The sequence below is a fragment of the Nocardioides sp. zg-1228 genome, assembly GCF_017086465.1.
Classification (GTDB): Bacteria; Actinomycetota; Actinomycetes; order Propionibacteriales; family Nocardioidaceae; genus Nocardioides.
Genome location: NZ_CP070961.1, coordinates 749,516 through 775,677 on the forward strand (window position 1 = coordinate 749,516; position 26,162 = coordinate 775,677).

Consider the following 26,162-nt stretch of genomic DNA (forward strand, 5'->3'; position numbering starts at 1 on the left):
CGACCGGCTCATCCGGCGGCGGCCTTCTGGCGGGCGCGGAACGCGGCGACGTTGGCCCGCGACGAGCACCGGTCCGAGCAGTAGCGGCGCGACTGGTTGGGCGAGGTGTCGACGTAGACGTGGTCGCAGCGCGGCTCCGAGCAGGTGCCGAGCCGGGTCGCGCCCAGGTCGCAGACCAAGGTGGCCAGGCCCATCAGCGCCTCGCCGATGAGCAGCTCGGCGACCGACGCGGCACGGTTGGCGACGTGCATGTGGAGGTTGCCGGGGTCGTGGTCGGAGATCATCGGCGTCACCGGGTGCTGGGCGAGCAGGGCATTGAGCGAGCTCACCACCAGCCGCACGTCGTCGACGTCGGAGGCCTCGAAGACCGGGCGCAGCTCGGCCTGGAACGCCTGCACGGACTTCACGTCGCCGGCGACCAGCGAGCGGTGCAGCCACGAGCGGTCGGCCAGGTGCTCGCGCAGCGCCTCCTCGTCGGGCAGCTCGGCGTTGACGAGCGCGGCAGCACGCTCGGCGTACCGGATGAAGTCCATGGTCCCAGTCTACGGACGCGATCACGCGGTGCGGACGCGTGTGATGCGGTGCACGGCGAACTCCCGCACGTCGTCGGCGCGGTGGTCGTAGGCCGAGAGCCGGCCGCCGTCGAGGCGTCGCGGGTCGACGACGCGCTCGCCGGTGGCGCCGTGGCTGTCGACGTAGCCGATGACGACCGTGCTGCCCGACTCGATCGCCTCGCGGAGCGCCGCCAGCGCCCCCGACGGCGTCGTCGTCGCCTCGGCGCTGCGCGGCCGGGACGACTCGGCCCGGTCGCCGGCACGGATGGCGGTCGCGACGGCCTGGACCTGCGCGGCCTGGCGCGCCTCGACCGCACCGGCGGGACGACGCCCGCGGCGCGCGCGGGCGCGCTGCAGGTCGGGTCGGCTCACCCGCACGGTGCCGTCGGCGGCCTCCACGACGGGCGCGGCGCCGAGCTCGCGCAGCCGCGGCAGGAGGACGTCGAGGGGGGACGTGGCGATCGCGACCGTCGGCGCGAGCAGGCGCAGGCCCAGGCTCCGCCCGCGCGGGTCGTGCACGAGTGCGGCCAGCGCCGCCTCGTCGTCGGCGCGCAGGAACGCCTCCGCGTGGCCGACGCGCACGCTGCCGAAGGTGCGCGCGACGTCGTCGACGAGGAACTCCAGTGGCTGCGGCACGGACGTCTGCGACACCGAGGTCAGGAAGTCGCGCACCTCCGCGCTGGACCACCCGGCATCGAAGCCGCGCCGCAGCGAGCCGGGGCTGAAGCGGTAGACCGTGGCGCCTCCCCGGGACTCGACGTCGGCGAGCAGGTGCAGCCGGCGGGCGACCTCGGTCTCGAGCGGGCCGGGCGCGACCGCGGTGAGGTCGGCCTGCAGCAGCACGTGGTCGACGGGCCGGGGCAGGTGGGGGTCGATCGCCGCGGCGGCCGCGGGCAGGTCGCCGGCCGCCACGTGCCGCCCGCTGGGCGGCAGCCCGCCCGCGCCGCTCACCCCGAGCGCGGCCGCCTCGGCCAGGGCGGCGGCGACCAGGTCGGAGAAGATCGTGGGCCGGCGCGGGCGCAGCCAGCCGATGCGCTGCACGAGCGAGGCGACGCCGGTGCCGACCGCCAGCACCTCGCCCTCGGGCACCTCGGCCAGCACCCGCAGGGCGAGCCGGCGCGCCTCCTCGGCGAGCCCGCTGGAGAGCTCGGGCGCGAGCGCGTTCCAGGCCTTGCCCGCCGCGTCGCGCGATCCCACGAGCGACGGCATCCGGCTGCTGGCCAGCCAGCCGCCGACCAGTCGGGCCCACCGCTCCGGCATCGGCAGGCCGGACCAGACGTCGAACTCGTCGGTCGGCAGCCACGCGGGGGTGCCGTCGCGGTCGGCCGCCTCGGCGACCAGGCCGGCCGCCAGGGCGACCTCGACGATCAGCGCGGCCCCGGCCTCGTCGACGTGGAGCTCACGCGCCACTGACTTGAGGTCGCGGACCGCCAGCCCGCCGCTGCGCAGGACGCTCGGCGGCTGCACGCCCCAGTGGTCGAGCAGCAGCTCGACGCGGCGGACGACGTCGAACGCCGCGCCGGCCGCGGTCCGCGCCACCAGGGCAGGGTCGCGGGGCGAGGTGGCGAGCACCGGCACGTCGTCCACCGGCTCGCGGGTGGTCCTGCCCCCGCGCAGCGCCAGGCCGACCTCGCCCGGCAGCACGACCGCGTCGCCCTCGCGGGGCACGAGCAGGCGCCGGCTCAGGAGCTCCTCGGCCGGCGAGCGGGCGTCGGCGGGGGAGGCGGTGCGGCGCGCCGAGCCGGTCGTGGCCTCACCTCCGTGCTCGTCGACGTGGTGCAGCAGCGCCGTCGCGGCCGGGGACAGCTCGGCGATCCGGGCGGCCACCTCGGCGGGGCTCGCCGGGTCGGGGCTCGAGGGCCGCAGGCCGCTGACCAGGCCGGGCATCCCGCGCATCGCGTCGGCCACGCCGGTGAGGGCGCGCACGCCGCCCGGTCCCTCCCAGGCCAGCGCCAGGTCGAGCAGTCGCTGCAGCGCCGCCGCCGTGCGCGCCTCGTCGGCGTTGACGATCGAGATCACGTCCGCCGAAGTGGTTTGACCTGCAACCAGAAGGGCATCAAGGACGAACAGCTCGAGTCGGTCCAGGCCGTCGAGGGCGCGGTGGATCGACGAACGAGTGGCAGCTCGCGAGGCCAGCTGCGAGGAATCCTGAGGGGCGGGTGTGGCGAGATCCGGACGGGCCCTGAGCAGCGCCACGAGACGCTCGTCGGGCCAGCTGCGCAGCTGGTCGGCGAGGGTACGTGCGGGTGTCGCCCGCTCTGAGCTGGACATCCCTTCTACGCTACTCGCCGGGTCGTCACCGCGGCCCCACATCTCGAGACGGGGCGAAGAGGGCCGACATGCTGGACGTTGATCTGCACCACGGGGCGTCGACGGACGTCGGGCGGGTGCGCAAGGTCAACGAGGACTCCTACCTCGTCGCGCCGCCCGTCTTCGTCGTCGCCGACGGCATGGGCGGCCACGCGGGCGGTGACGTCGCGAGCCAGATCGTGGTCGAGGAGTTCCAGAGGCTGGCCGAGGCCTACGACCCGCGCCGCGGCGCCGAGCTCGTGTCCGCGGCCTTCGCGCGGGCCCAGTCGCGGATCGTCGACTACGGCGACGCGCACCGCGCGCTCCACCCCGGCTGGCACGCCGGCACCACCGCCGTCGTGGCCGTGCTCGTCGACGACGCCGGGGTCACCAAGTGGCTCCTGGCCAACCTCGGCGACTCCCGGATCTACCGCATCGTCGACGGTCGCCTCGACCAGGTCAGCGTCGACCACTCGGTGGTGCAGGAGCTCATCGACGCCGGGCACATCACCGCCGAGCAGGCCTCGGTCCATCCCGAGCGACACGTCATCACCCGGGCGCTGGGCAGCCCCGAGGGGATCCGGCCCGACTTCTTCCTCCTGCCCCTCGGCTCGGTCGAGCGTCTCCTGCTGTGCAGCGACGGGGTGACCGGGATGATCGAGGACACGGAGATCGAGGGGATCCTCGACTCCGTCGACGACCCACGCGACGCGGCCGACACGCTGGTGCGGGCAGCCGTGGCGGCCGGGGGTCGCGACAACGCCACGGCGGTCGTCGTCGATGTGGTGGGATTGGTCAAGGACGCGACCTACGACTCCCAGCGCCAGCTGCAGAGTCTTGAATCCAAGCTGGGGGGACGACAGTGAGCACTGAGGCCAGGTTCGCACCGGGGGACTGGTACGCCGTGGTGGGAGACCGGGTGACGGTCCTGCTGCCGGGCAGCCAGCGCGGGCGCGTGGCCGGGCTGTGGGACCTCGCAGACTCCGGGGCCGGCGCCGACGCGCTGCTCGACGAGCTGCTCGCCGCCGGGCTCTCCTCGCTCGACCACTTCGCCCTCGTCGCCCACAGCGACGACGCGACGCGCCTGATCGTGCGCGGCGCGCCCACCGCGACGGTCGCCTCGGCCGGCGAGGACGAGATCGTGACGGCCGCACCCGGCGCCACCTGGGCCGAGCGGGTGCTCCCCGGGATCACCAGCGTGCGGGTCACCCTCACCGGCGAGGGCTCCGCCGACCACCCCCTCACCGCCGGGCTGGCCCGCGTGTCGGTGGTCGAGTTCGGTGCGCCGTCACCCGCCGAGGAGCCGGTCGCCGCCCCCGCACAGGAGCCCGACGTCGAGCAGCCTGCGCCCCTCGCCCCGGAGCTCCCCGTCCAGCCCGAGCCTCCCGCCGAGCAACCGGTCGAGCCCGCGGCGCCCGCCGAGCAACCGGTCGAGCCCGCGGCGCCCGCCGAGCCCCGTGTCGAGCCCGCCGCTCCCGCCGGTGACCTCCTCGCGTCTCCCGCCGCCGGGGCGCCGATGGAGTTCGGCGCTCCGGGCGACGACCCGACGCCCACCGGCGAGACCCCGGTCGTGGCCGACGACTGGTCCGACCGCGACGGCCAGACGCAGGCCGGGGACCGGGTCGCCGACTTCGACCGTCCGCCCGTCCCGGGCCAGGAGATGGCTCCCGACGTCGTCGCACAGCCCGTCGCCTCGCTGGTCTTCTCCACCGGCGACGTCGTGGCCGTCGACCGCACCGTGCTGGTGGGCCGCGCCCCCGAGGCGCGGCGCTTTCCCTCCCACGAGCTGCCGCACGTCGTCACCGTGCCCAGCCCCCACCAGGAGATCTCCTCGACCCACCTCGAGATCCGCCCGGGTGCGGGGGCCGACCACGGCTCCGCGATCGCGACCGACCTGGGCTCCACCAACGGCACCGTCCTCGCCCAGCCCGGTCTCGACCCCGAGGACCTCAAGCCCGGCATCGCCGTCAGCCTGATCCCCGGCGCCGTCCTCGACCTCGGCGACGGTGTCACCATCCAGGTGACGAACCCCTGAGCAGCGCCCCGTGACCCACCACCCCCACTCCCTGACCTACCCCGTCGCCGAGCTCGACCGACGCTTCGTCGCGTTCGCGATCGACCGGCTCCTCGCCTGGGGCCTCATCGCCGCCGTCGGCGTCGTGACCGCGCTCGTGGTCTCCGACGACCCGTGGACGGTGGTGGGCGCGGTCGCCGGCGCGACCGCGCTGCTGTGGCTCGTCCAGGCGGTGGTGCTCGGCGTCAGCGGCACCTCGCCCGGCAAGGCGCTCACCGGGCTCCGGGTGGTGCACCACGGCACCGGCACCCCGATCGGCGTCGGGCCGGCCCTCCTGCGCCAGCTCGTGCTGGGGGCGGCCGGGCTCCCGACGTTCGGCATCGGCGTGGCCACCCTGGCCTGGACGGCCGTGGAGGACCGCGGCCGGCAGCGCCGCGGCTGGCACGACCACCTGGCGCACACCGTGGTGGTCGACGTACGCCCGGCCGACGAGGCCGACGACGCGTCGGTCCAGGAGGCCCCGCGCCACATCGTCAACCTCACCGCGATGCGACTGGTGCCGGCTCCGCCGGTGGAGCCGGTGCGCACGCCGGAGCGACCCGAGCACTCGACGCGCCGCCCTGCGCTCCCCGCCGACCCGACCGCCCCCGCCCCCGCCCCCGCCCCCGCCCACCGGTCCCAGTCCCAGCCGCAGCAGCCGCAGCCGGTGCAGCAGGCGCGGTCCGCGCCGCCGCAGTGGGCGCCGGCCCCGGTCCAGCCCGCCCAGCAGCCGGTCCAGCAGCCGGTCCCGGTGCCGCCCCGGCCGCCCGCCGCCGCGGCGATGCCGCCGGCCCCCGCGCGCTGGCGGGTCCACTTCGACAACGGCGAGAGCTTCGTGATCGCCGGGCTCGCGCTGGTCGGGCGTCGTCCCGAGCCGCGAGCGGGCGAGCAGGTGGCCCACCTGGTCCCGCTGTCCTCGGCCGACATGTCGGTCTCCAAGACGCACGCCCAGTTCGGCCCGGCATCCGACGGCACGCTCGTCGTCATGGACCGGGGGTCCACCAACGGCACGGTGCTCGTGCGCCAGGGTGTCTCGCGCCAGCTCGCCCCGGGCAAGCCCGCCGCGCTCGTCGACGGCGACAAGGTCGTCTACGGCGACCGCGAGATGGTCGTCTCCCGGGAGGGCTGAGCCCGTCCCCGCCGTCGTCGCGGCGGGCGGTGCGTCAGCGGGTCAGGGCGACCGGCACGCGGGTCACGCCCCCACGGGCGCCGCGCCACACGAGCATGCCGTCGTCGAGCTGGCCCGGCGTGACCGGCCCGGTGACGGTGACGGTGAAGTCGGCCGACTCGCCGGGGGCGAGGCGTACGGCGAGCGGCTGCACGCGCACGCGGTGGGAGGAGAAGCCGCGGGCCGTCACCGAGAAGTACTCCGGGCGGGTGCCGATGTTGGTCACCGTGCGCACCGCGCGCTGGCGACGCGCCGGCATCAGCACCGAGCTGGTGTTGAGCCGCGCGAGCAGGTGGCGGCGCAGCGCACGACGCCACTCCTGCGGTGCTACGTCGAGGGCGAGGTGGGCGGTCGGCGCCTGGCTGGGGAGGGCGCCGGTGCCCTGCGCGAGCGGGGAGGCGCCCGGGACGGGACGGGCCGACGTCACGAGCAGCGACCGGACGACCGCTGCCGACCGCTCGGGGTGCCGGGCCCGCACCAGCGCCGCGAGGCCGGCGGCGTGCGCGGTGGCGGCGGAGCTGCCGCTGAAGACGCCCCAGCTGCGGCCGGTGGACTCCGGCAGCGCGCCCAGCACGGCATCGCCGTCGGCGACGGCGTCGGGCTTGAGGGTGACGCCGCGCGGGTCACCCGAGGCGCTCCACCGGGCCGTGCGGCGGGTGCCGGGCCGTCCGGCGTCGCGCGCCATGCTCACCCGGGCGTCGGGGTGCCGGGCCACCCACCGGCTGAACGAGCGCCCCGCCCGCGCGGGGAGGTGGACGGTCGGCACGGCGTGGAGGTCGGCGGTGATCGCGCCGGGACGCCGGTTGACGAGCACCATCGCCCGACCTCCGGCCTGCGCGACCGACTCGGACTTGTCGATGCGGCCGATGGCGCCGCGCTCGCACACCACGATCCGGTCGGCCACGAGGCGGGAGTCGAGGGCGCCGAGGCGGCACTGGGCGGCCGCCCGGCGCGACACGTCCGGGGCTGCCGCGCGCCGCGCGAGGACGGCGCGCGCGCTCACCCGGGAGGGCCGGCCGCCGCCGGTCCAGGAGCGGCCGTCGGGCAGCGTGACCCGGCCGCGGGACATCCGGCCCACCGCGGAGCCGACCGTCGTCACCCACGGCCCTGCGTGGGCGGCGTAGGCCGAGCCGCCGGTGTTGCCGGAGGCGCCGACGACCACGATGTCGGCCTCGGCGGCGCCCAGGAGCGCGAGCTGGAGGATGTCGATGCCCTCCCCGCCGGACAGTGCGAGGCTGAGCACGTCGACGCCGTCGGCCACGGCGGCGTCGACCGCGGAGACCACGTCGGCGGTGGAGCAGCCGTCGTCGGCGGGGTCGGGCGCGCCCCAGCAGGCCTTGTAGGCGGCGATCCGCGCCTGCGGGGCGACCCCGCCGAAGAAGCCGGCGTCCCGCTGGTCGACCCGGACGCTGACGCCGGCGTTGCCGGCCGCGACGGAGGAGACCTGCGTGCCGTGACCGAGGGTGTCGAGGGCCGAGAGCGACTCAGAGGTGCGCACCCGGTCGGCGCCGAAGCCGTCGACGTACCACCGCGCGCCGACGATCTTGCGGGTGCAGTCGTCGGCGCTCCAGCCCTGGCCCTCGACGCACGCGCCGGCGAAGGCCTCGGGGTCGGCGCCGAGCCCGGGGACCTCGGCGAAGGCGGGTGACTGCGGTGCGATGCCCGAGTCGACGACACCCACCACGACACCGGCCCCGCCGCGCAGGCGCGGGCTGGCGGCAGCGGCGCGGACGGCGGCCAGCGACGTGCGCCCGGCCATCGGCCGGATCGTGTCGGGCTCGACCGACGCCACCGCGGGCTGGTCGTCGAGAGCGGTCAGCTGCTGCTCCGTCAGCCGCACGGCGAACCCGTTGAGGGCCGTGGTCCAGCGGTAGACCGGTGCGCCTGCCCCGACGGCGGCGAGGACGGCGTCCTGCTCGGCGAGGAGGTCCGGCGCCTCGGCCCGGCCGGCGGACGTGCCGGCGCCCGCCAGGGTGACGAGCGTGAGCTCGCCGGTGGCGGCGGTGGCGGCGGTGGCGGCGGAGGTGGCGGCGGTGGCGTCGTCGGCGAGGGCGGTGCCGTGGGCGGCGATCCCGGCGCCGAGCGCGAGCACGGCGCAGCCGATGATCCGTCCTGCCCGTCGTGCCCGCACGTGTCCTCCCGCTCCGCGACGTGGCCCCCGCCCCCAGCGCGGTGAGCCCCCGAGCGTCCCATGGTTCCAGCAGACATGTCACCAGATCACAGGCCCCCCGACAACCAGGTGGGCGCGACTCGTCGCCGCCCCCTATCCTGTGCCGGGCCGCGTGGCACCACGTGGCTCCGGACGTCGAGCTGAGTGGGGTGGACCGTGCCGACTGGCAAGGTGAAGTGGTACGACGCGGAGAAGGGCTTCGGCTTCCTGTCGCAGGAGAGCGGCCCGGACGTCTACGTCCACGCCGACGCCCTGCCCGAGGGCACCACCTCCCTCAAGGCGGGCACCAAGGTCGAGTTCGGCATCGCCCAGGGTCGCCGCGGCGACCAGGCCCTGCAGGTGCGGGTGCTCGACGCACCCGCCTCCGTCGCGCGCAACCAGCGCAACGCCCAGCGCAAGCGGCCCGAGGACATGGTCACCATCGTCGAGGACCTCATCAAGATGCTCGAGGGCGTCGAGGAGACCTACCGCCGCGGTCGGCACCCCGAGCGCGCGGCCGCCCGCGGCACCGCCAAGGTGCTCCGGGCCCTCGCCGACGAGCTCGACGCCTGACCGGGCACCGACCCCCGCCCCGGGGGTCCGCTCAGGCGCGGGCCGGCTCGGTGCGTGCGGGCCGGCTGAGCAGCACGAACGTCGCCCACGCCCCCAGCACGCCGGCCGCGATGCCCAGGCCGAGCTGCGGCATCAGCGGCATGGCGATGCCGACGAAGCCGCCGATCACCCACGCCAGCTGCAGCGTGGTGTCGGAGCGCGCGAACGCGCTCGCCTGGATGCGGCTGGGGATGTCGCGCTGGATGGTCGAGTCGAGCGACAGCTTGGCCAGCGACTGGGCGAGGCCCGCGGTCAGCCCGAGCAGCACCAGCGTCACCACCCCGTAGAACAGCGCGGCCAGCGTGGCCACCACGGCGTCGGCCAGCAGGGCGAGCACCACGGTCATCGCCGGGTTGAGGCGGCGCAGCAGCGACCCGATCGTGATGCCGAGCGTGTTGCCGAGTCCGGCCCCGCCGATCACCAGGGCGAGCAGGACCTCCGGTCTCCACTCGCCGATCGGGTTGTCGCGCAGCAGGAACGCCATGAACATCGTGAGGAACCCCGAGAGCCACCGGGGCCCGCAGTTGGCCCGCAGCGCGAACGCCACGGCGGCCGGGATGCGGGTGCGCGGCCGGTGCCCCGTGTGGTCCTCGTCGGCGGAGCCGGTGAGGACCATCTCGCCCTCGCCGTGGCTGGCGTCGACCTTCTCGGGCAGCCGGATGGCCCAGATCGTGGCGAGGACGAAGATCACGAAGCCGTAGCGCAGCGACCACTCCGGGCCGAAGGTGGAGGCGAGGATCGCCAGCGGTGCCGACACGCCGGCGCCGACCACGCCGGCGAGGGAGACCCGGGCGTTGGCCTTGACGAGCGTCAGGTCGGGGGGCAGCAGTCGCGGCACGGCGGCCGCCCGGGTCACGCCGTAGGCCTTGGACGCGACGAGGCAGCCGAGCGCGGCCGGGAACAGCCACGCCGACTCGGTGACGACCGCGGTCGCGAGCACCCAGCAGAGGAAGCCGCGGATGGCCATCGTCGCGCCGACCGCCCACCGGCGGCCGTGGCTGAAGCGGTCGAGGAACGGGCCGATGAGCGGCGCGACGATGGCGAAGGGCAGCATCGTCAGGCCGAGGAACAGCGCGACCTGGCCGCGTGCCTCGCCGGTGGGCACCTGGAAGAACAGGGTGCCGGCGAGCGAGATCGCTACCGCTGCATCGCCGGCGGCGTTGAACGCGTGCAGCTCGATGAGGCGGGAGAGCCCTGAGTCGCCGGCGCCCTCGGCGCGGGCGGCGCGCCGCGCCTGGGCGACCGCGAAGTGGCCGGCGCTGCCTGCGCCCCGCCCGACGACGCGGGCGCCGTGGCCGACGGCCCGCACGCCCCGGGCAGCGCCGGTGAGCGAGCGGCGCACGGTCCCGCGGCGGGCCGGGCCCGAGGCGTCCGCGGTCCGCGGTCCCGTGGCGGGGTCGGGGCGCTCGGACGTCACGGGACCATCTTGGCCTACCCGTCCGACGCCCGTGCCCGACATCCCGGTCCTGTCCCAGCGCCCGTCCCGACGGGACAGGACGGCCGATCGTTTGCGATGATGCACCGGTGATCGCTCTCCCCACCCGCGCCGGCAAGGCCGACTCGGTCCTCGCCAAGGCCGTCGAGCTCGCCCGCAGCGTCGTCCTCGAGGTCGCCGACCCGACCGACGTGGGCGACCACCTCGGCGCGCGCGCCGAGGGGGAGCGCGTGGTCACCCACCACTTCGCCTGCCTGCGCGCCGGCTACCCCGGCTGGTACTGGTCGGTCACCCTCACCCGTGCCAAGCGCGGCAAGGACATCACCGTCAACGAGGTCGTGCTGCTGCCCGGCGACGACGCCATCGTGGCGCCGCCGTGGGTGCCCTACAAGGAGCGCCTCCAGCCCGGCGACCTGTCCCCGGGCGACCTGCTGCCCGTCGAGGACGAGGACGCCCGCCTGGTCCCGACCTACCTGGTGGGCGACGACCCGCTCGACGCCGACGACCGCGCGCAGGTGCGCCGGGTGGCCGACGACCTCGGCCTCGGGCGGGTGCGCACCCTGAGCCGTGAGGGCATCGACATGGCCGCCGAGCGCTGGTACGCCGGCCCGGGTGGTCCCGACTCGCCGCTGGCGAAGGGCGCCCCGGAGACCTGCTGGTCGTGCGGCTTCCTGGTGCGGCTCAGCGGCTCGCTGGCCGACCGGTTCGGCGTGTGCGCCAACGGCAACGCCAACGACGACGGCCGGGTCGTGACCTTCGACCACGGCTGCGGCGCCCACTCCGAGGTCAAGCTCGCGCGCAAGCAGCAGCCGATCCCGATGCCCGACCACGTCTTCGACACGCTGCTCGACGACGACCTCGAGCCGATCTGACCGGTCCGGCTCAGGCCTTGGCCAGCACCCACACCGCGTAGTCGTCGACCGGCTCGTGCAGCTCGTAGCTGCCGAAGCGGTGCACCACCCGCAGCCCCGCCGCCTCGGCGTCGGCGACGAACTCGTCTGCCGGGTAGGTGCGGCTCCCCGCCTTGACCGCCTCGAGGTGGAAGCCGACGAGCGCCCGCCCGGTGGGGGCGAGCAGGTCGCGGACCCGCTCGAGCACGCTGCGCTCGGTGCCCTCGGCGAGGAAGATCATCACGTTGCCGACGAGCACGGCGAGGTCGAACGTGCCGAGCTCGGCCGGGTCGAGTGCCAGCGCGTCGTGGGGGAGGACCTCGAGGTCGGCGTACGTCGCCCGTGACTGCTCGCGCAGCGCGGAATCGGGCTCCGTCGCGACGACGTGGTGGCCCCGCGCGGCGAGCGCGGCCGCCACCCGGCCCATGCCCGAGCCGATGTCGATGATCCTGGCCTCGCGCGCGACGAGGGCGTCGGCCAGCCTGGCCTCGCCCTCCACGTCGGCGCCGCGGGCCACGATGTCGGCGAAGTGGCGGCCGTAGCCGCGGTTGTCCTCGCCGGCGAGCTCCCAGCGGGTCGGGGGCAGCGTCACGCCCGGTCCTGCCTCGAGGCGCGCTCCCTGCGCCGGCGCCGACAGTACTCCAGCCCGCACAGTCCCAGCCCGAAGCCGGCCAGGCAGGTCCACAGCCACCAGGTGCGCCCGCTGTCCTCGAGGGCACCCCAGAAGGGCAGCAGGCCCAGGAACCCGAGCAGCCACAGGACCGTGCCGACCTCCGTCGTGCGGACGCCGTCGACGTCGAGCGGCTCGACCGGCGCGACGACGTAGGTCCGCCTGCCGATCTCGTGCCGCATCGGCTGCTCGTCACCCAGGTCCACGCCTCCACGCTACACGCGGCGGACACTCCCCCCGAGGGCGGCGCAGACGTGCCACACTGCGGTTTCGTGAGCGAGAAGACGCAGACAGCACCGCGGCGGCCGCAGGGCTCCGGCCTCGACGGGTTCTTCCAGATCAGCGAGCGCGGATCCACTGTCGGTCGCGAGGTCCGCGGCGGTGTCGTGACCTTCTTGACGATGGCCTACATCATCGTGCTCAACCCGCTCATCCTCGGCTACGCGCCCGACTCGACCGGCGCCTTCCTCGGCGGCGGCGCCGAGCCGGGCAGCGGCATCGCGGCCATCGCGGCCGGCACCGCGCTGGTCGCCGGCGTGCTCACCATCGCGATGGGCGGGTTCGCCAACTTCCCGCTCGCTCTCGCGACCGGCCTGGGGCTCAACGCGTTCGTGGCCAACACGATCGCCCGCGAGACCACCTGGGGTGCGGCGATGGGCCTGGTCGTCCTCGAGGGCATCGTGATCCTGGCGCTGGTGCTCACCGGCTTCCGCAAGGCGGTCTTCCACGCCGTGCCTCAGCAGCTCAAGGTGGCGATCTCGGTCGGGATCGGCCTGTTCATCGCGCTCATCGGGTTCGTCGACGCCCGCGTCGTGACCCGCGTCCCCGATGCCTTCAACACGAGCGTGCCGGTCCAGCTCGGTCCGGACGGCCACCTCGGCGGCTGGCCGGTGCTGGTCTTCTGCCTAGGGCTGGCCCTGATGGTCGCGCTGTGGGTGCGCAAGGTGCGCGGGGCCATCCTGATCTCGATCGTCCTCACGAGCGTGGTCGCGGTCGTGGTCGAGGCGATCGGCGACCTGGGTAAGGTCTCGGCGGGAAACCCGAAGGGCTGGGCGCTCAGCGTGCCCACGCTGAGCGGCGACGTGGTGGCGCTGCCGTCCTTCGACACCCTCGGCGAGGTCGACCTCTTCGGAGCCTTCGACGACACCGGCACGGGGATCCTGGCCGCGCTGCTCCTGATCTTCTCCCTGATGCTGGCCGACTTCTTCGACACGATGGGCACGATGACCGCCATCGGCGCCGAGGCCGGCCTCAACGACGAGCACGGCACGCCGCCGCACGCGCAGCGCATCCTGGTCGTCGACTCGGTAGCCGCGATCGCCGGCGGTGCCGCCGGGGTCTCGTCCAACACCTCCTACATCGAGAGCGCCTCGGGCGTCGGCGAGGGCGCCCGCACCGGCCTGGCCGCCGTCGTCACCGGCGCGCTCTTCCTGCTCGCCACCTTCTTCACCCCCCTCGTCTCGGCCATCCCGTCCGAGGCCGCCGTCCCGGCGCTGGTGCTGGTGGGCTTCTTGATGATGCAGCAGGTCTCCGAGATCGACTGGCGCGACCTCGAGGTGGCGATCCCCGCGTTCCTCACCGTCGTCCTGATGCCCTTCACCTACTCGATCTCGGTCGGCATCGGCGCGGGCTTCGTGGCCTACGTGTTCATCAAGGTGGTCCTCGGCAAGGCGCGGGCCGTCCACCCGCTCATGTGGCTCGTCGCCGGGCTCTTCGTCGTCTACTTCGCCTACACGCCGATCGACCGCCTGCTGTCCTGACCCGAGTCCCGGGACTCCCCGCCCTCCGGGGAGGGGTGTGACCGACCCGACGCGGTCGTCACGGAATGGTTAGCAGAGGTAATGACTTATGCTAACGATATGCCGTCCCCCGACCTGCGCTCCGACGCCGGGCTCGCCTCCGAGCTCCGTGCCGGGGTCATGCGCCTGCGCCGTCGCCTCGCCGCCGAGCGCCACCCGGACAACGACCTGAGCATCCCGCAGATGGTCGTGCTCGGCCTGCTCGTGCGGATGGGCGACCAGACCGTCGGCGACCTGGCCCGCGCGGAGCGCGTCCAGCCGCCGTCGATGACCCGCACGGTCAACTGCCTCGAGGGCGACGGCTACGTCGAGCGCCGCCCCCACGACACCGACGGGCGCCAGGTCGTCGTGTCGATCACGGACGCCGGGCGCGCGGCCGTGCTGGCCGACCGCCAACGGCGCGACGCGTGGCTCGCCCAGCGCCTGGCCGGTCTGACCCGCGAGGAGCGTGCCGCGCTCCGCGACGCCGCGCCGATCCTGATGCGGCTCGCCGCCGCCGACTGACCACCTGACCGATGCACGACTGAGGAGTTCCCACGAGCCCCACGTTCCGTTCCCTCTCCAACGCCAACTACCGCCGCTACGCAGCCGGCGGGGTGGTGTCCAACACCGGCACCTGGATGCAGCGCGTCGCCCAGGACTGGCTGGTGCTCGAGCTCGCCGTCGGGTCGGGCGGCACCGCCCTCGGCATCACGACCGGGCTCCAGTTCCTGCCCGTCCTGCTGCTGACCCCGTTCGCGGGCCTGATCGCCGACCGGATGCCCAAGCACCGCCTGCTGCAGCTGACCAACCTCGGCATGGCGCTGCCCGCGGCCGTCCTCGGCCTCCTCGCCGTCACCGGCGTCGCCGAGGTGTGGCACGTCTACGTGCTGGCCTTCGTGCTCGGCTCGGCCTCGGCGTTCGACGGCCCGGCCCGCCAGTCGTTCGTCTCCGAGCTGGTCGATCCCGGCGACCTCACCAACGCCGTGGGCCTCAACTCGGCGAGCTTCAACGCCGCCCGGCTCGTCGGCCCCGGCCTGGCCGGCGTGCTCATCGCGGCGTTCGGTGGGGGAGCGGTCGCCACCGGCTGGGTGATCCTGCTCAACGCGGTGTCGTACGCCGCTCCGATCTGGTCGCTGCGCCACCTCGACACCAGCCGGATCGCCGCCGCGGCACCGGCCGACCGCGGCCCGGGCGCCCTCCGCGAGGGCGTGGCCTACGTCCGTGCCCGGCCCGACCTGATGCTCGTGCTCGGCCTGGTGTTCTTCGCGGGCACCTTCGGGCTCAACTTCCAGATCACGTCCGCGCTCATGGCGACCGAGGTCTTCGGCAAGGGCCCCCAGGAGTTCGGCCTGCTGGGCACCTTCCTGGCCGTCGGCTCCCTCACCGGTGCGCTGCTGGCCGCCCGGCGCAACCAGGTCCGCCACCGCCTCGTCGTCGGCGCCGCCCTCGCCTTCGGCGCGACCGTGATGCTGGCCGGGCTGATGCCCTCCTACCTCACCTTCGCCCTGCTCGCACCCGTCACCGGCCTCGCCGCGCTCACCTTCATCACCAGCGCCAACACCTACATGCAGCTGCACACCGATGCCGGGGTGCGCGGGCGCGTGATGGCGCTCTACCTGATGATCTTCATGGGCGGCACGCCCGTGGGCGCCCCCATCATCGGCTGGATCGGCCAGGAGTACGGTGCCCGGTGGACATTGCTGGGCGGCGGGCTGCTGACCATCGCCGGGGCGGCCCTCTGCGCGGCCCTCTACCTCCGGTCCCAGCGGGCGCGACGCGCGCACACCCCCCAGGCGAGCCGCCCGGACGCCCACGCGGCATTTTGACCCTGCCGTGAGGCCCGAGTAGCCTCAATCCTCGTGTCTGGCCCGTCCAGACCCATGCCCATGCTCGGAACTCGCGGCGTCCACTGCCGCGGCCCCGGCTGGCCACGGTATTCGCAACAGGCACACGCAACAGCGCAACACACCCGAGCCCGGCAACGCGCCGAGCCGTGAAGAGCAGACAGAGAGAGGGAACCACCCGGTGCCCACCATCAACCAGCTGGTCCGCAAGGGCCGCCAGGACAAGGTGTCCAAGAGCAAGACGCCTGCCCTGAAGGGATCCCCGCAGCGCCGAGGCGTCTGCACCCGCGTCTACACGACCACCCCGAAGAAGCCGAACTCCGCCCTCCGCAAGGTCGCCCGCGTGCGCCTGAGCAGCGGCGTCGAGGTCACGGCCTACATCCCGGGCGTCGGTCACAACCTGCAGGAGCACTCGATCGTGCTCGTCCGCGGCGGCCGTGTGAAGGACCTTCCCGGCGTCCGCTACAAGATCATCCGCGGCTCGCTCGACACCCAGGGTGTCAAGAACCGCAAGCAGGCCCGCAGCCGCTACGGCGCGAAGAAGGAGAAGTAATGCCTCGCAAGGGTCCCGCTCCCAAGCGCCCCCTCGTCGTTGACCCCGTCTACGGCTCCCAGCTGGTGACCCAGCTCGTGAGCAAGGTCCTGCAGGACGGCAAGAAGGCCGTGGCGCAGCGCATCGTCTACACCGCCCTCGAGGGCTGCCGCGAGAAGACCGGCACCGACCCGGTCGTCACGCTCAAGCGCGCGATGGACAACGTCAAGCCGGCCATCGAGGTCAAGTCCCGCCGCGTCGGCGGCGCGACCTACCAGGTCCCGGTCGAGGTCAAGGCCAACCGCTCCACCACGCTCGCGCTGCGCTGGCTCGTGGGCTACGCGGCCGACCGCCGCGAGAAGACCATGTCCGAGCGCCTGATGAACGAGATCCTCGACGCGAGCAACGGCCTCGGCGCCGCTGTGAAGAAGCGCGAGGACACCCACAAGATGGCCGAGTCCAACAAGGCCTTCGCCCACTACCGCTGGTGACGGCGAGGGGCCGCACTCGCTCCCCGCGGCGTACGGCCCCTCTCCCCACGAGCTCCCACCAACTTCCGAGGGACTGAGACACAACAGTGGCTGTCGACATCACCACCGACCTCAACAAGGTCCGCAACATCGGCATCATGGCGCACATCGACGCCGGCAAGACGACCACCACCGAGCGCATCCTGTTCTACACCGGCATCACCTACAAGATCGGTGAGGTCCACGAGGGTGGCGCCACGATGGACTGGATGGAGCAGGAGCAGGAGCGCGGCATCACCATCACGTCCGCCGCGACGACCTGCTGGTGGAAGAACCACCAGATCAACATCATCGACACCCCCGGCCACGTGGACTTCACCGCCGAGGTCGAGCGCTCGCTGCGCGTCCTCGACGGCGCCGTGGCGGTCTTCGACGGTGTCGCCGGTGTCGAGCCGCAGACCATGACGGTGTGGCGCCAGGCCAACAAGTACTCGGTCCCCCGCATGTGCTTCGTCAACAAGCTCGACCGCACCGGCGCGGACTTCTTCCGCTGCGTCGACATGATGGTCGAGCGCCTCAACTCCACCCCGCTCGTGCTCCAGCTGCCCATCGGCGCGGAGTCCGACTTCCTCGGTGTCGTCGACCTGGTCGGCATGCGTGCCCTCACTTGGCGCGGCGAGACCAAGATGGGTGAGGACTACGAGGTCGAGGAGATCCCGGCCGCGCTCGCCGAGCAGGCCGCGGAGTACCGCGAGAAGCTCATCGAGACCCTCGCCGAGGCCGACGACGAGATCATGGAGAAGTACCTCGGGGAGGGTGACGACGGCTTCGCCGTCGAGGAGCTCGAGGCAGCCATCCGTCGCGCGACCCTGTCCGACAAGGTCAACCCGGTCCTGTGCGGCACCGCGTTCAAGAACAAGGGCGTCCAGCCCCTGCTCGACGCGGTCGTGAAGTACCTCCCCTCGCCGCTCGACATCGACGCCATCGTCGGTCACTCGCCGCGTGACGAGGAGGAGTCGATCTCCCGCAAGCCGTCCGACGACGAGCCGTTCGCCGGCCTGGCCTACAAGATCGCCTCCGACCCGCACCTCGGCAAGCTGATCTACGTCCGCGTCTACTCGGGCAAGCTCGAGGCCGGCTCGACCGTGGTCAACTCGGTCAACGGCAAGAAGGAGCGGATCGGCAAGGTCTACCAGATGCACGCCAACAAGCGTGAGGAGATCGCGTCGGTCGGCGCCGGGCAGATCGTGGCCGTCATGGGCCTCAAGGACACCAAGACCGGCCACACGCTGTGCGACCCGAACAACCAGGTCGTGCTCGAGTCGATGACGTTCCCGGCCCCGGTGATCGAGGTCGCGATCGAGCCCAAGACGAAGAGCGACCAGGAGAAGCTCGGCACCGCGATCCAGCGCCTGTCCGACGAGGACCCGACCTTCACGGTCAAGACCGACGAGGAGACCGGCCAGACGATCATCGCCGGCATGGGCGAGCTCCACCTCGAGATCCTCGTCGACCGCATGAAGCGCGAGTTCCGCGTCGAGGCGACCGTCGGCAAGCCGCAGGTGGCCTACCGCGAGACCATCCGCAACAAGGTGGCCAACCACAGCTACACCCACAAGAAGCAGACCGGTGGTTCGGGCCAGTTCGCGAAGGTCGTCATCTCGCTCGAGCCCAACATCGACCCGGAGACGGGCACCGGTGCGGGCTACGAGTTCGTCAACAACGTCACCGGCGGTCGCGTGCCGAAGGAGTACATCCCCTCGGTCGACCAGGGTGGCCAGGAGGCCATGGAGTTCGGCGTCCTCGCCGGCTACCCGATGGTCGACGTGAAGTTCTCGCTCGAGGACGGCGCCTACCACGACGTCGACTCGTCCGAGCTCGCGTTCAAGATCGCCGGCAACCAGGCCTTCAAGGAGGCCGCACGCAAGGCCAAGCCGGTGCTGCTCGAGCCGATGTTCGCCGTGGAGGTGACCACCCCGGACACGTTCCTGGGCACCGTCATCGGCGACATCAACTCGCGCCGCGGCCAGATCCAGGCACAGGAGGAGCGTCACGGCGACATGGTCGTCAACGCCCTTGTGCCGTTGTCCGAGATGTTCGGGTACGTTGGCGACCTGAGGTCCAAGACCTCCGGTCAGGCGTCGTACTCGATGGAGTTCGACTCGTACGCCGAGGTTCCCACGAACATCGCCGACGAGATCGTCAAGAAGGTCCGCGGCGAGTAATCGCGCCGGATCCTCGGCATCAGCACCACCCCACACCCACGAGTCAAGTAACAACAACCAGGAGGAGCCCCAGTGGCTAAGGCGAAGTTCGAGCGGACCAAGCCGCACGTCAACATCGGCACCATCGGTCACATCGACCACGGCAAGACGACGCTGACCGCGGCGATCACCAAGGTGCTGCACGACAAGTACCCGGACCTCAACGAGGCTTCGGCGTTCGACCAGATCGACAAGGCTCCCGAGGAGCGGCAGCGCGGCATCACGATCTCGATCGCGCACGTCGAGTACCAGACCGAGGCGCGCCACTACGCGCACGTCGACTGCCCCGGTCACGCCGACTACATCAAGAACATGATCACCGGCGCGGCGCAGATGGACGGCGCGATCCTCGTGGTCGCCGCCACCGACGGCCCCATGCCGCAGACCCGCGAGCACGTGCTGCTCGCGCGCCAGGTCGGCGTGCCCGCCCTGGTGGTCGCGCTCAACAAGTGCGACATGGTCGACGACGAGGAGCTCATCGAGCTCGTCGAGATGGAGGTGCGCGAGCTCCTCTCCGAGTACGAGTTCCCGGGCGACGACATCCCCGTCGTGCGCGTGGCGGCCTTCCCGGCGCTGCAGGGCGACGCCAAGTGGGGCGACTCGATCGCCGAGCTCATGCGGGCCGTGGACGACTACATCCCGACCCCCGAGCGCGACACCGACAAGCCCTTCCTCATGCCCGTCGAGGACGTCTTCACGATCACCGGTCGTGGCACCGTCATCACCGGTCGCATCGAGCGCGGCATCGTCAAGGTCAACGAGGAGGTCGAGATCATCGGCATCCGCGAGGGCTCGCAGAAGAGCACCGTCACCGGTGTCGAGATGTTCCGCAAGCTCCTCGACGAGGGCCAGGCCGGTGAGAACGTCGGTCTGCTGCTCCGTGGCACCAAGCGCGAGGACGTCGAGCGCGGCATGGTCGTGATCAAGCCGGGCACGACCACCCCGCACACCAACTTCGACGCCTCGGTCTACATCCTGGGCAAGGACGAGGGCGGCCGCCACACGCCGTTCTTCAACAACTACCGCCCGCAGTTCTACTTCCGCACCACGGACGTGACGGGCGTCGTGACCCTGCCCGAGGGCACCGAGATGGTCATGCCGGGCGACAACACCGAGATGTCGGTCGAGCTCATCCAGCCCATCGCCATGGACGAGGGCCTGCGCTTCGCCATCCGCGAGGGTGGCCGCACCGTCGGCGCCGGCCGCGTCACCAAGATCACCAAGTGATCCCCGCCGGTCGCTGACCGGCACCCGCACCACCCGAGACCCCGTCTCCCGTCAGGGAGGCGGGGTCTCGTGCATCTTCTCGCCGTCGGTGCTGGCCGCTAGCGTCGGCGCCATGACTCTGACCCTGGGCATGATCACGATGGACACCACCGATGCCCTGTCACTCGCCTCGTGGTGGGCCGAGCAGACCGGTGCCACGGTGGGCGAGACCAACGACGGCCACTACGTCCTGGTGAGCGGCGGCGGACTGCCAGGCCTGCTCGCCTTCCAGAAGGTCGACGACCCGACCCCCGGCAAGAACCGGATCCACCTCGACCTCACCGCGCACGACCTGGACGCCGAGGTCGACCGCCTGGTGGCCGCAGGCGCGACGCTGATCGAGCGCCGGGGGGACGACAGCTTCCGCTGGGTGACGCTGGCCGACCCCGACGGCAACCAGTTCTGCGTGGCGGCCGCTTCGGACGCATCGGGGCTCGACCCGTCCTGAGCCGCAGCGCAGGGCAGGATGGGCGCCATGGGGTTCACCAAGGCAGAGCTGGAGGCGTTCCGCGACGTCGAGGTGCCCGACCTGCTCCCGGACGCCGACCAGCCGCTGCGGCTGCTGTTCGTCGGCATCAACCCCGGCCTGTGGACCGCCGCCACGCAGTCGCACTTCGCCCGCCCCGGCAACCGGTTCTACCCCGCCCTGCTGCGGGCCGGGATCATCCCGTGGCCCATCGCCCCGGCGGCCGGCATGAGCGACGAGGACCGCGACGAGCTGCGCCGGCGCGGCATCGGCATCACCAACGTGGTGCCGCGGGCCACGGCCCGGGCCGACGAGCTGACCCCGGTCGAGCTGAAGGAGGGCGGGCGGCGGCTCCGCGAGCTCGTCGCGGAGCGGCGCCCCACCGTCGTGGCTGTCGCCGGCATCACCGCCTACCGCACCGCGTTCGGCGAGGCCGGTGCCCGGGTCGGTGAGCAGCCCGGGCGCTGGGGCGTGTCGCGGGTGTTCGTGGTGCCCAACCCGTCCGGCCTCAACGCCCACGAGACCGTGGAGACGCTCGCCCGGGCGTACGCCGAGGCGGCCCTGGCCGCGGGGGTCGTCGCGCACCTCCCGCGGCACTGAGCCGCACGCGCGGGCCCAATCAGCCCATGTCGACGCCCTCGAAGTCCTCGGGCGTGTAGTCGCGCTGCTCGACCAGGACCATCCAGTTGCCCGAGTTGTCGCGCATCAGGGCCTCGACGCCGTAGGGCCGCTCCTCGGGCTCCTGGAGGAACTCCACGCCCTTGGCGCGCAGGCTGTCGTAGGTGGCACGGCAGTCGTCGACGGTCAGCCCGACGCCGGGGAGGCCGCCCTCGTCCTGGGCCCGGTTCATGGCCTCGATGAGGTAGTCGGGGAGCGGACCGCCCGGCGTCGTGAGGTGGAGGTTGACCTCGGGCTGGCTCGGGTGCACCACGGTGGTCCAGCGGAAGTCGGGTCCGAGCTGGAGGTCGTCGCCGACCTCGAAGCCCAGGACGTCGGTGTAGAAGGCGAGGGACTCGTCGATGTCCTTCACCCAGACGGACACGAGGGAGATGTTGGTGATCATGCGGCGAGCCTAGGGACGCGGGTCGTCGTCGCGCTTCTCCTGCGTTGCGGTGCTGCTACCGCGCTCGACGAGCCTCGCCATGAACACGTAGCAGCCGGGAATGCGGGGGTTGCCCTGCGCTGCGTAACGCTCCTGGAACTCGCGCGGGCTCTCTCCGACGATCTCGCGGAACCTCGAGCTGAACGAGCCGAGGCTGCTGTAGCCCACGGCGTGGCACACCTCGGTGACCGTCAGGTTCGCCGACCGCAGCAGGTCCTGCGCCCGCTCGACCCGGCGCTCGGCGAGGTACGCCCCGGGCGTCACGCCGTAGGTCATGGCGAAGGACCGGATGAAGTGGTAGCGGCTCATCCCGGCGATCGAGCCGAGGCGGTCGAGGTCGAAGGGCTCCGCGAAGTGCCGGTCGAGGTGGTCGCGCGCCCGACGCAGGTGGACCAGGACGTCGCCGGGCACGCGGCGCTGCTCGCTCACCTGACCGGCGGCGACCGTCATCGGCGCCTCACAGGGCGCTGCCGACGTACTTGGTCTCGAGGTACTCCTCGATGCCCTCGAAGCCGCCCTCACGACCGAACCCCGAGTGCTTGACGCCGCCGAACGGTGCCGCGGGGTTGGACACGATGCCCGTGTTGACCCCGACCATGCCGAAGTCCAGCGCCTCGCTGACGCGCAGCACCCGGGCGTGGTCGCGGGTGAACACGTAGGCCACCAGGCCGTACTCGGTGTCGTTGGCGCGCCGCACGGCCTCGGCCTCGTCGGCGAACGTGGCGACCGGCGCGACGGGACCGAAGATCTCCTCGCGGAGCACCCGGGCGCCCGGGGGGACGTCGACGAGCACGGTCGGCGGGTAGAAGTGGCCCGCTCCCTCGGGGACCTCGCCGCCGACCAGGGCGCGGGCGCCGGACGAGACGGCGTCGTGGACGAGCTCGTGGACACCCGCCCGCGCCTTCTCGGTGATCAACGGGCCCACGTCGACCCCCTCGCGGGTGCCGTCGCCGACCGTCAGGGCACCCATTCGCTCGGCGAACCGGCGGGCGAACTCCTCGGCCACCGACTCGTGCACCAGGAACCGGTTGGCCGACGTGCAGGCCTCGCCGATGTTGCGCATCTTGGCGAGCATCGCGCCCTCCACCGCCGCGTCGAGGTCGGCGTCGTCGAAGACGAGGAACGGGGCGTTGCCGCCCAGCTCCATCGACACCCGCAGCAGCTGGTCGGCGGCCTGGGCGACGAGGACCTTGCCGACGGCCGTCGACCCGGTGAAGGTCAGCTTGCGCAGCCGGGAGTCCATGATGATCGGCTCGCACAGCGCGCCGGAGTCGGAGGTGGTCACCACGTTGAGCACTCCGGGCGGCAGGCCGACCTCCTCGAGCAGCGCCGCCAGGGCGAGCATGGTGAGGGGCGTCTCCGCGGCGGGCTTGACGACCATCGTGCAGCCGGCGGCGACGGCGGGTCCGATCTTGCGGGTGCCCATCGCCAGCGGGAAGTTCCACGGGGTGATCATCAGCGTCGGTCCGACGGGGCCCTTCATGGTGATCAGGCGGGTGTTGCCGCTCGGCGCGGGGGAGTAGCGGCCGTGGATCCGCACCGCCTCCTCGGCGAACCAGCGGAAGAACTCGGCGCCGTAGGCCACCTCGCCCCTCGCCTCGGCGAGCGTCTTGCCCATCTCGAGGGTCATCAGGCGGGCGAAGTGGTCGGCCCGCTCGGTGAGCAGCTCGAAGGCGCTGCGCAGGATCTCCCCGCGCACCCGGGGCTCGGTGGCGCGCCACTCGGCCTGGGCCTCGGCCGCGGCCGCGAGGGCCCGCTCGCCGTCGGCCGGCGTGGCGTCGGCGACGCGCGCCAGCACCTGCTCGTCGGCGGGGTTGCGCACCTCGAGGGTGCCACCGCCCTCGGCGTCCACCCACGCCCCGCCGATGAGGAGCTGGGTGGGAACGGTCTCGATCACGGGGGCGGTCATGGGGTCCTTCAGGGGGTCGGTCACGGCCATCACCCCACCCTGCCACCGACCGCGTCGTCGAAGGCGTCCTCGAAGATGTCGAGCCCCTCGGCGAGCAGGTCGTCGTCGATCGCGAGCGGCGGCAGGAACCGGAAGACGTTGCCGTAGGTGCCGCAGGTCAGGGTCACCAGCCCGCGCGCCGAGCAGGTGCGGTGGACGGCCGCCGCGAGCGCCGGGTCGGGCGTACGCCCGGGGCCGTCGGCGACCAGCTCGACCGCGAGCATCGCTCCCCGGCCCCGGATGTCGCCCACCCGGTCGGGGTGCCGCTCGGCGAGGGCACGCAGCCGCGGCACGAACGCCGCCTCGACCTGGCGCGCCCGGCCCGGGAGGTCCTCGGCCTCCATCGTCTCGATCGCGGCGAGGGCCGCCGCGCAGGCGACCGGGTTGCCACCGTAGGTGCCTCCCAGGCCGCCGACGTGGACCGAGTCCATCACGTCCGCCCGCCCGGTCACCGCGGCCAGCGGCAGCCCTCCCGCCATGCCCTTCGCGGTCGTCACCAGGTCGGGCACGACGCCCTCGTGGTCGCAGGCGAACCAGTCGCCCGTGCGGGCGAAGCCGGTCTGGATCTCGTCGGCGATGAGCAGGATGCCGTGCTCGCGGCACCACTCCGCGACGCGGGCGAGCCAGCCGGGCGGCGGGACGATGAAGCCGCCCTCGCCCTGGATCGGCTCGATCAGCACGGCGGCGCAGCTGTCCTCGCCGACCTGCGTGTGGACCGTGGCCACGAAGGCGTCGAACGCCTCCTCGGCACAGGCCTCCGCGCCGCCCGGCCAGCGGTAGGGGTAGGCCATCGGAGCGCGGTAGACCTCGCCGGCGAACGGCCCGAAGCGGTGCTTGTAGGGCATGGTCTTGGCCGTCAGGGCCATCGTGAGGTTGGTGCGGCCGTGGTAGGCGTGGTCGAACACCACGATCGCGTCGCGGCCGGTGTGGTGGCGCGCGACCTTCACGGCGTTCTCCACGGCCTCGGCACCGGAGTTGAACAACGCCGAGCGCTTCTCGTGCTCACCGGGCGTGAGCTCGGCCAGCTTCTCGCAGACCGCGACGTACTCCTCGTAGGGCGTGACCATGAAGCAGGTGTGGGTGAAGTCGGCGACCTGGCGCTGCACGGCCTCGACGACGCGGGGCGCGGCGTTGCCGACGCTCGTGACGGCGATGCCCGAGCCGAAGTCGATGAGCTGGTTGCCGTCGACGTCACGCAGGATGCCCCCGCCCGCCTGCTCGACGTAGACGGGCAGCGTGGTGCCGACCCCGGCGGAGACGGAGGCGAGCTTGCGGGCGTGCAGCGCCTGCGAGCGCGGGCCGGGGATCTCGGTGGCGAGGATCCGTTGCTGGGAGAGCGGGGTGCGGGTGTCACGGGGCGTGGTCACGAACGGTCCTCCAGGTGCCAGGGAGAGCCGTAGCCCTCCGGTCTCGGTGCGGCGAGCAGGTCGAGGAACGGCTTCGGCGCCATGGCCTCGGGGCCGAGGACCCCGCTGCCCGACCAGGTCCCGTCGGCCAGCAGCTCGAGGGCGACCACCGGGTTGATCGCGGTCTGCCAGACCACGCACTGCGCGCCGTAGTCGCGCATCGAGTCGGCGTTGTCGACGACGTGGTAGAGGTAGGTCGAGCGCGGTCGGCCGTCCTTGCCTGTGCCGCTCACCCAGACGCCGGCGCAGGTCTTGCCCTCCATCCGCGGCCCGATGGTCGCCGGGTCGGGCAGGCAGGCCGCGACCACGTCACGGGGGGAGACCTCCACGCCCTTGACGGTGACCGGCTCGGTCGAGTCGAGGCCGAGGGTGTGCAGGGTGCGCAGGATGCCGATCATCTCCTCGCCCAGGCCGTACTTGAAGGTCACCCGGTCGGCCTCGATCCAGCGGGGCATGAGGAGCACCTCCTCGTGCTCGACGTGCACGCACTCGACCGGCCCGATCCCCTCCGGGAAGTCGAAGACCTCCGGCTCCGAGAAGGGCGGCAGCGTGGAGAACCCCGACTCCAGGTCGCCGCCGCCCCTCTCGCGCTCCCAGACCACGGGAGGGTTGAGGCACTCCTCGATGATCGTCCACATCGAGAAGCCGGGGGCGAACACCTCGTTGCCGTCGTCGTCGCGGATGACGAGGTTGGCGCCGTCGCGGGTGCCGATCTCGTCGATGTGGTCGAACAGCTCGTCGGCGGCGTAGCGCGCCAGGACGTCGGAGAGGCCGGGCTCGACGCCGATGCCGAGCAGGGCGAGCCGCCCGGCCGCCTCCCACTCGGCGGCCCGGGCGAACTGCTCGTCGCCGAGCTTGACGCCGACCTTCTCGTGGGGTGCGTCGGGGTGGGGCACGGACAGGCTCATCGCCATGTCGAGGTAGTCGGCCCCGGCGGCGAGTGCCCCGGTGAAGATCGGCATCACGAACCGCGGGTCCACGGCGTTGAACACGTGGGTGGCGCCCACCCGGCGGGCGAGCGCCGCCACGGCGTCGGTGTCGGAGGCGTCGACCTGGGCGGCGCTGAGGCGCTCGTCGCCCGGGCGACGTCCGCGCGCCGCGGCGACGGTGCGCTCGGCCCGCGCGAGGTCGTGGTCGGCCACCACCCAGGCCTCGAAGAAGTCGCGCTCGACGGCGATCCGGGCGGCGGCGTCGCCGACGCCACCTGCCCCCACCATCAGCACCCGCATCGGTTGGGCCACGTCGTCGTCTCCTCGGTCTCGG

The 26,162-nt window shown here is 73.1% G+C and carries 24 protein-coding genes and 1 pseudogene; 14 read left to right on the forward strand and 11 right to left on the reverse strand.

The annotated features are described in order from the left end of the window. Positions 1–8: 8 nt before the first annotated feature. Both JX575_RS03595 and JX575_RS03600 read right to left on the reverse strand, forming a co-directional pair. On the reverse strand, positions 9–533 hold the full coding sequence (locus tag JX575_RS03595; RefSeq protein WP_186342495.1) for a CGNR zinc finger domain-containing protein: 525 nt from the start codon (positions 531–533) through the stop codon (positions 9–11). Between the two features lie 21 nt (positions 534–554). After that, positions 555–2,573, reverse strand: coding sequence for a helicase C-terminal domain-containing protein (locus tag JX575_RS03600; protein ID WP_241005319.1), 2,019 nt, complete (start codon positions 2,571–2,573; stop codon positions 555–557). A gap of 320 nt (positions 2,574–2,893) precedes the next feature. Here JX575_RS03600 and JX575_RS03605 point away from each other — a divergent pair, with 320 nt between their 5' ends. From JX575_RS03605 to JX575_RS03615, 3 genes are read left to right on the forward strand one after another with little or no spacing between them, the layout of a single operon-like run. Then, positions 2,894–3,709 (forward strand): PP2C family serine/threonine-protein phosphatase, encoded by an 816-nt coding sequence (locus JX575_RS03605; RefSeq protein WP_186342493.1) that lies wholly within the window; start codon positions 2,894–2,896, stop codon positions 3,707–3,709. Then, a complete protein-coding gene (locus tag JX575_RS03610; RefSeq protein ID WP_186342492.1) occupies positions 3,706–4,878 on the forward strand; it encodes an FHA domain-containing protein in 1,173 nt (390 codons plus the stop codon). Before JX575_RS03605 ends, JX575_RS03610 begins: the two co-directional genes overlap by 4 nt. Positions 4,879–4,888: 10 nt before the next feature. Then, positions 4,889–6,025 carry an RDD family protein gene (locus tag JX575_RS03615; protein WP_186342491.1) on the forward strand — a complete coding sequence of 379 codons (1,137 nt, stop codon included), beginning with the start codon at positions 4,889–4,891 and terminating at the stop codon, positions 6,023–6,025. Between the two features lie 34 nt (positions 6,026–6,059). Here JX575_RS03615 and JX575_RS03620 read toward each other — a convergent pair whose 3' ends face one another. Continuing rightward, on the reverse strand, positions 6,060–8,195 hold the full coding sequence (locus tag JX575_RS03620; RefSeq protein ID WP_186342490.1) for a S8 family serine peptidase: 2,136 nt from the start codon (positions 8,193–8,195) through the stop codon (positions 6,060–6,062). 195 nt (positions 8,196–8,390) lie between these two features. On the opposite strand from JX575_RS03620, the gene JX575_RS19785 reads away from it, so the two are divergent. Next, positions 8,391–8,786, forward strand: a complete 396-nt coding sequence (locus JX575_RS19785) for a cold-shock protein (RefSeq protein ID WP_186342489.1) — start codon at positions 8,391–8,393, stop codon at positions 8,784–8,786. Between the two features lie 31 nt (positions 8,787–8,817). On the opposite strand, the gene JX575_RS03630 is transcribed toward JX575_RS19785, so the two are convergent. Then, positions 8,818–10,242, reverse strand: a complete 1,425-nt coding sequence (locus tag JX575_RS03630) for an MFS transporter (protein WP_241005320.1) — start codon at positions 10,240–10,242, stop codon at positions 8,818–8,820. 110 nt (positions 10,243–10,352) lie between these two features. Between JX575_RS03630 and JX575_RS03635 the strand changes: the two genes are divergently transcribed. Continuing rightward, positions 10,353–11,132, forward strand: a complete 780-nt coding sequence (locus JX575_RS03635; protein WP_241005424.1) for a DUF3027 domain-containing protein — start codon at positions 10,353–10,355, stop codon at positions 11,130–11,132. A gap of 10 nt (positions 11,133–11,142) precedes the next feature. Here JX575_RS03635 and JX575_RS03640 read toward each other — a convergent pair whose 3' ends face one another. Further along, a complete protein-coding gene (locus JX575_RS03640) occupies positions 11,143–11,742 on the reverse strand; it encodes a class I SAM-dependent methyltransferase (protein WP_186342486.1) in 600 nt (199 codons plus the stop codon). Further along, complete coding sequence (locus tag JX575_RS03645) at positions 11,739–12,026, reverse strand: DUF2530 domain-containing protein (protein ID WP_241005321.1); 288 nt, start codon at positions 12,024–12,026, stop codon at positions 11,739–11,741. The genes JX575_RS03640 and JX575_RS03645 overlap by 4 nt, the downstream gene beginning before the upstream one ends. A gap of 66 nt (positions 12,027–12,092) precedes the next feature. On the opposite strand from JX575_RS03645, the gene JX575_RS03650 reads away from it, so the two are divergent. The 9 genes and pseudogenes from JX575_RS03650 to JX575_RS03690 all read left to right on the forward strand — a co-directional run bounded on the left by JX575_RS03650 (position 12,093) and on the right by JX575_RS03690 (position 21,043). Continuing rightward, positions 12,093–13,580: an NCS2 family permease gene (locus JX575_RS03650; RefSeq protein WP_186342485.1), complete on the forward strand. Its 1,488-nt coding sequence runs from the start codon at positions 12,093–12,095 to the stop codon at positions 13,578–13,580. A 99-nt stretch (positions 13,581–13,679) separates the two neighbouring features. After that, the gene (locus tag JX575_RS03655; protein WP_241005322.1) at positions 13,680–14,123 is read left to right on the forward strand and encodes a MarR family transcriptional regulator; all 444 of its coding nucleotides are present in this window, start codon (positions 13,680–13,682) and stop codon (positions 14,121–14,123) included. Between the two features lie 56 nt (positions 14,124–14,179). After that, positions 14,180–15,427, forward strand: a pseudogene (locus tag JX575_RS03660) (MFS transporter); the annotation flags it as partial. Positions 15,428–15,626: 199 nt separating this feature from the next. Further along, positions 15,627–15,998, forward strand: a complete 372-nt coding sequence (gene rpsL, locus JX575_RS03665; protein WP_135266726.1) for a 30S ribosomal protein S12 — start codon at positions 15,627–15,629, stop codon at positions 15,996–15,998. Beyond that, entirely contained in the window at positions 15,998–16,468 is a 471-nt protein-coding gene (gene rpsG, locus JX575_RS03670) for a 30S ribosomal protein S7 (RefSeq protein WP_186342483.1), read from the forward strand. The genes rpsL and rpsG overlap by 1 nt, the downstream gene beginning before the upstream one ends. Before the next feature lie 86 nt (positions 16,469–16,554). Then, positions 16,555–18,672 carry an elongation factor G gene (gene fusA, locus JX575_RS03675; RefSeq protein ID WP_186342482.1) on the forward strand — a complete coding sequence of 706 codons (2,118 nt, stop codon included), beginning with the start codon at positions 16,555–16,557 and terminating at the stop codon, positions 18,670–18,672. Positions 18,673–18,744: 72 nt separating this feature from the next. After that, complete coding sequence (tuf, locus tag JX575_RS03680; protein WP_186342481.1) at positions 18,745–19,938, forward strand: elongation factor Tu; 1,194 nt, start codon at positions 18,745–18,747, stop codon at positions 19,936–19,938. A 112-nt stretch (positions 19,939–20,050) separates the two neighbouring features. Continuing rightward, complete coding sequence (locus tag JX575_RS03685; protein WP_186342480.1) at positions 20,051–20,425, forward strand: VOC family protein; 375 nt, start codon at positions 20,051–20,053, stop codon at positions 20,423–20,425. Between the two features lie 27 nt (positions 20,426–20,452). Continuing rightward, positions 20,453–21,043, forward strand: a complete 591-nt coding sequence (locus JX575_RS03690; protein WP_186342479.1) for a mismatch-specific DNA-glycosylase — start codon at positions 20,453–20,455, stop codon at positions 21,041–21,043. 19 nt (positions 21,044–21,062) lie between these two features. Here the strand turns inward: JX575_RS03690 and JX575_RS03695 are convergent, their stop codons facing one another. The 5 genes from JX575_RS03695 to JX575_RS03715 are packed head-to-tail and all read right to left on the reverse strand — an operon-like array spanning position 21,063 to position 26,140. Further along, a complete protein-coding gene (locus tag JX575_RS03695) occupies positions 21,063–21,506 on the reverse strand; it encodes a VOC family protein (RefSeq protein ID WP_186342478.1) in 444 nt (147 codons plus the stop codon). Between the two features lie 9 nt (positions 21,507–21,515). Continuing rightward, positions 21,516–21,995: an AraC family transcriptional regulator gene (locus JX575_RS03700; protein ID WP_186342477.1), complete on the reverse strand. Its 480-nt coding sequence runs from the start codon at positions 21,993–21,995 to the stop codon at positions 21,516–21,518. A 7-nt stretch (positions 21,996–22,002) separates the two neighbouring features. Then, positions 22,003–23,454 carry an NAD-dependent succinate-semialdehyde dehydrogenase gene (locus JX575_RS03705; RefSeq protein WP_186342511.1) on the reverse strand — a complete coding sequence of 484 codons (1,452 nt, stop codon included), beginning with the start codon at positions 23,452–23,454 and terminating at the stop codon, positions 22,003–22,005. Positions 23,455–23,483: 29 nt separating this feature from the next. Then, positions 23,484–24,860 carry a 4-aminobutyrate--2-oxoglutarate transaminase gene (gabT, locus tag JX575_RS03710; RefSeq protein WP_186342476.1) on the reverse strand — a complete coding sequence of 459 codons (1,377 nt, stop codon included), beginning with the start codon at positions 24,858–24,860 and terminating at the stop codon, positions 23,484–23,486. Beyond that, a complete protein-coding gene (locus tag JX575_RS03715; protein ID WP_241005324.1) occupies positions 24,857–26,140 on the reverse strand; it encodes a saccharopine dehydrogenase C-terminal domain-containing protein in 1,284 nt (427 codons plus the stop codon). The genes gabT and JX575_RS03715 overlap by 4 nt, the downstream gene beginning before the upstream one ends. Positions 26,141–26,162: the final 22 nt, after the last annotated feature.

What these genes read in the sequence shown, in the direction of transcription:
- JX575_RS03655 (WP_241005322.1), top strand. Translation starts at nt 13,680, where the DNA reads ATGCCGTCCCCCGACCTGCGCTCCGACGCCGGGCTCGCCTCCGAGCTC.
- JX575_RS03685 (WP_186342480.1), top strand. Translation starts at nt 20,051, where the DNA reads ATGACTCTGACCCTGGGCATGATCACGATGGACACCACCGATGCCCTG.
- JX575_RS03700 (WP_186342477.1), bottom strand. Translation starts at nt 21,995, where the DNA reads ATGACGGTCGCCGCCGGTCAGGTGAGCGAGCAGCGCCGCGTGCCCGGC.
- rpsG (WP_186342483.1), top strand. Translation starts at nt 15,998, where the DNA reads ATGCCTCGCAAGGGTCCCGCTCCCAAGCGCCCCCTCGTCGTTGACCCC.
- JX575_RS03690 (WP_186342479.1), top strand. Translation starts at nt 20,453, where the DNA reads ATGGGGTTCACCAAGGCAGAGCTGGAGGCGTTCCGCGACGTCGAGGTG.
- JX575_RS03595 (WP_186342495.1), bottom strand. Translation starts at nt 533, where the DNA reads ATGGACTTCATCCGGTACGCCGAGCGTGCTGCCGCGCTCGTCAACGCC.
- JX575_RS03705 (WP_186342511.1), bottom strand. Translation starts at nt 23,454, where the DNA reads ATGACCGCCCCCGTGATCGAGACCGTTCCCACCCAGCTCCTCATCGGC.
- JX575_RS03695 (WP_186342478.1), bottom strand. Translation starts at nt 21,506, where the DNA reads ATGATCACCAACATCTCCCTCGTGTCCGTCTGGGTGAAGGACATCGAC.
- JX575_RS03605 (WP_186342493.1), top strand. Translation starts at nt 2,894, where the DNA reads ATGCTGGACGTTGATCTGCACCACGGGGCGTCGACGGACGTCGGGCGG.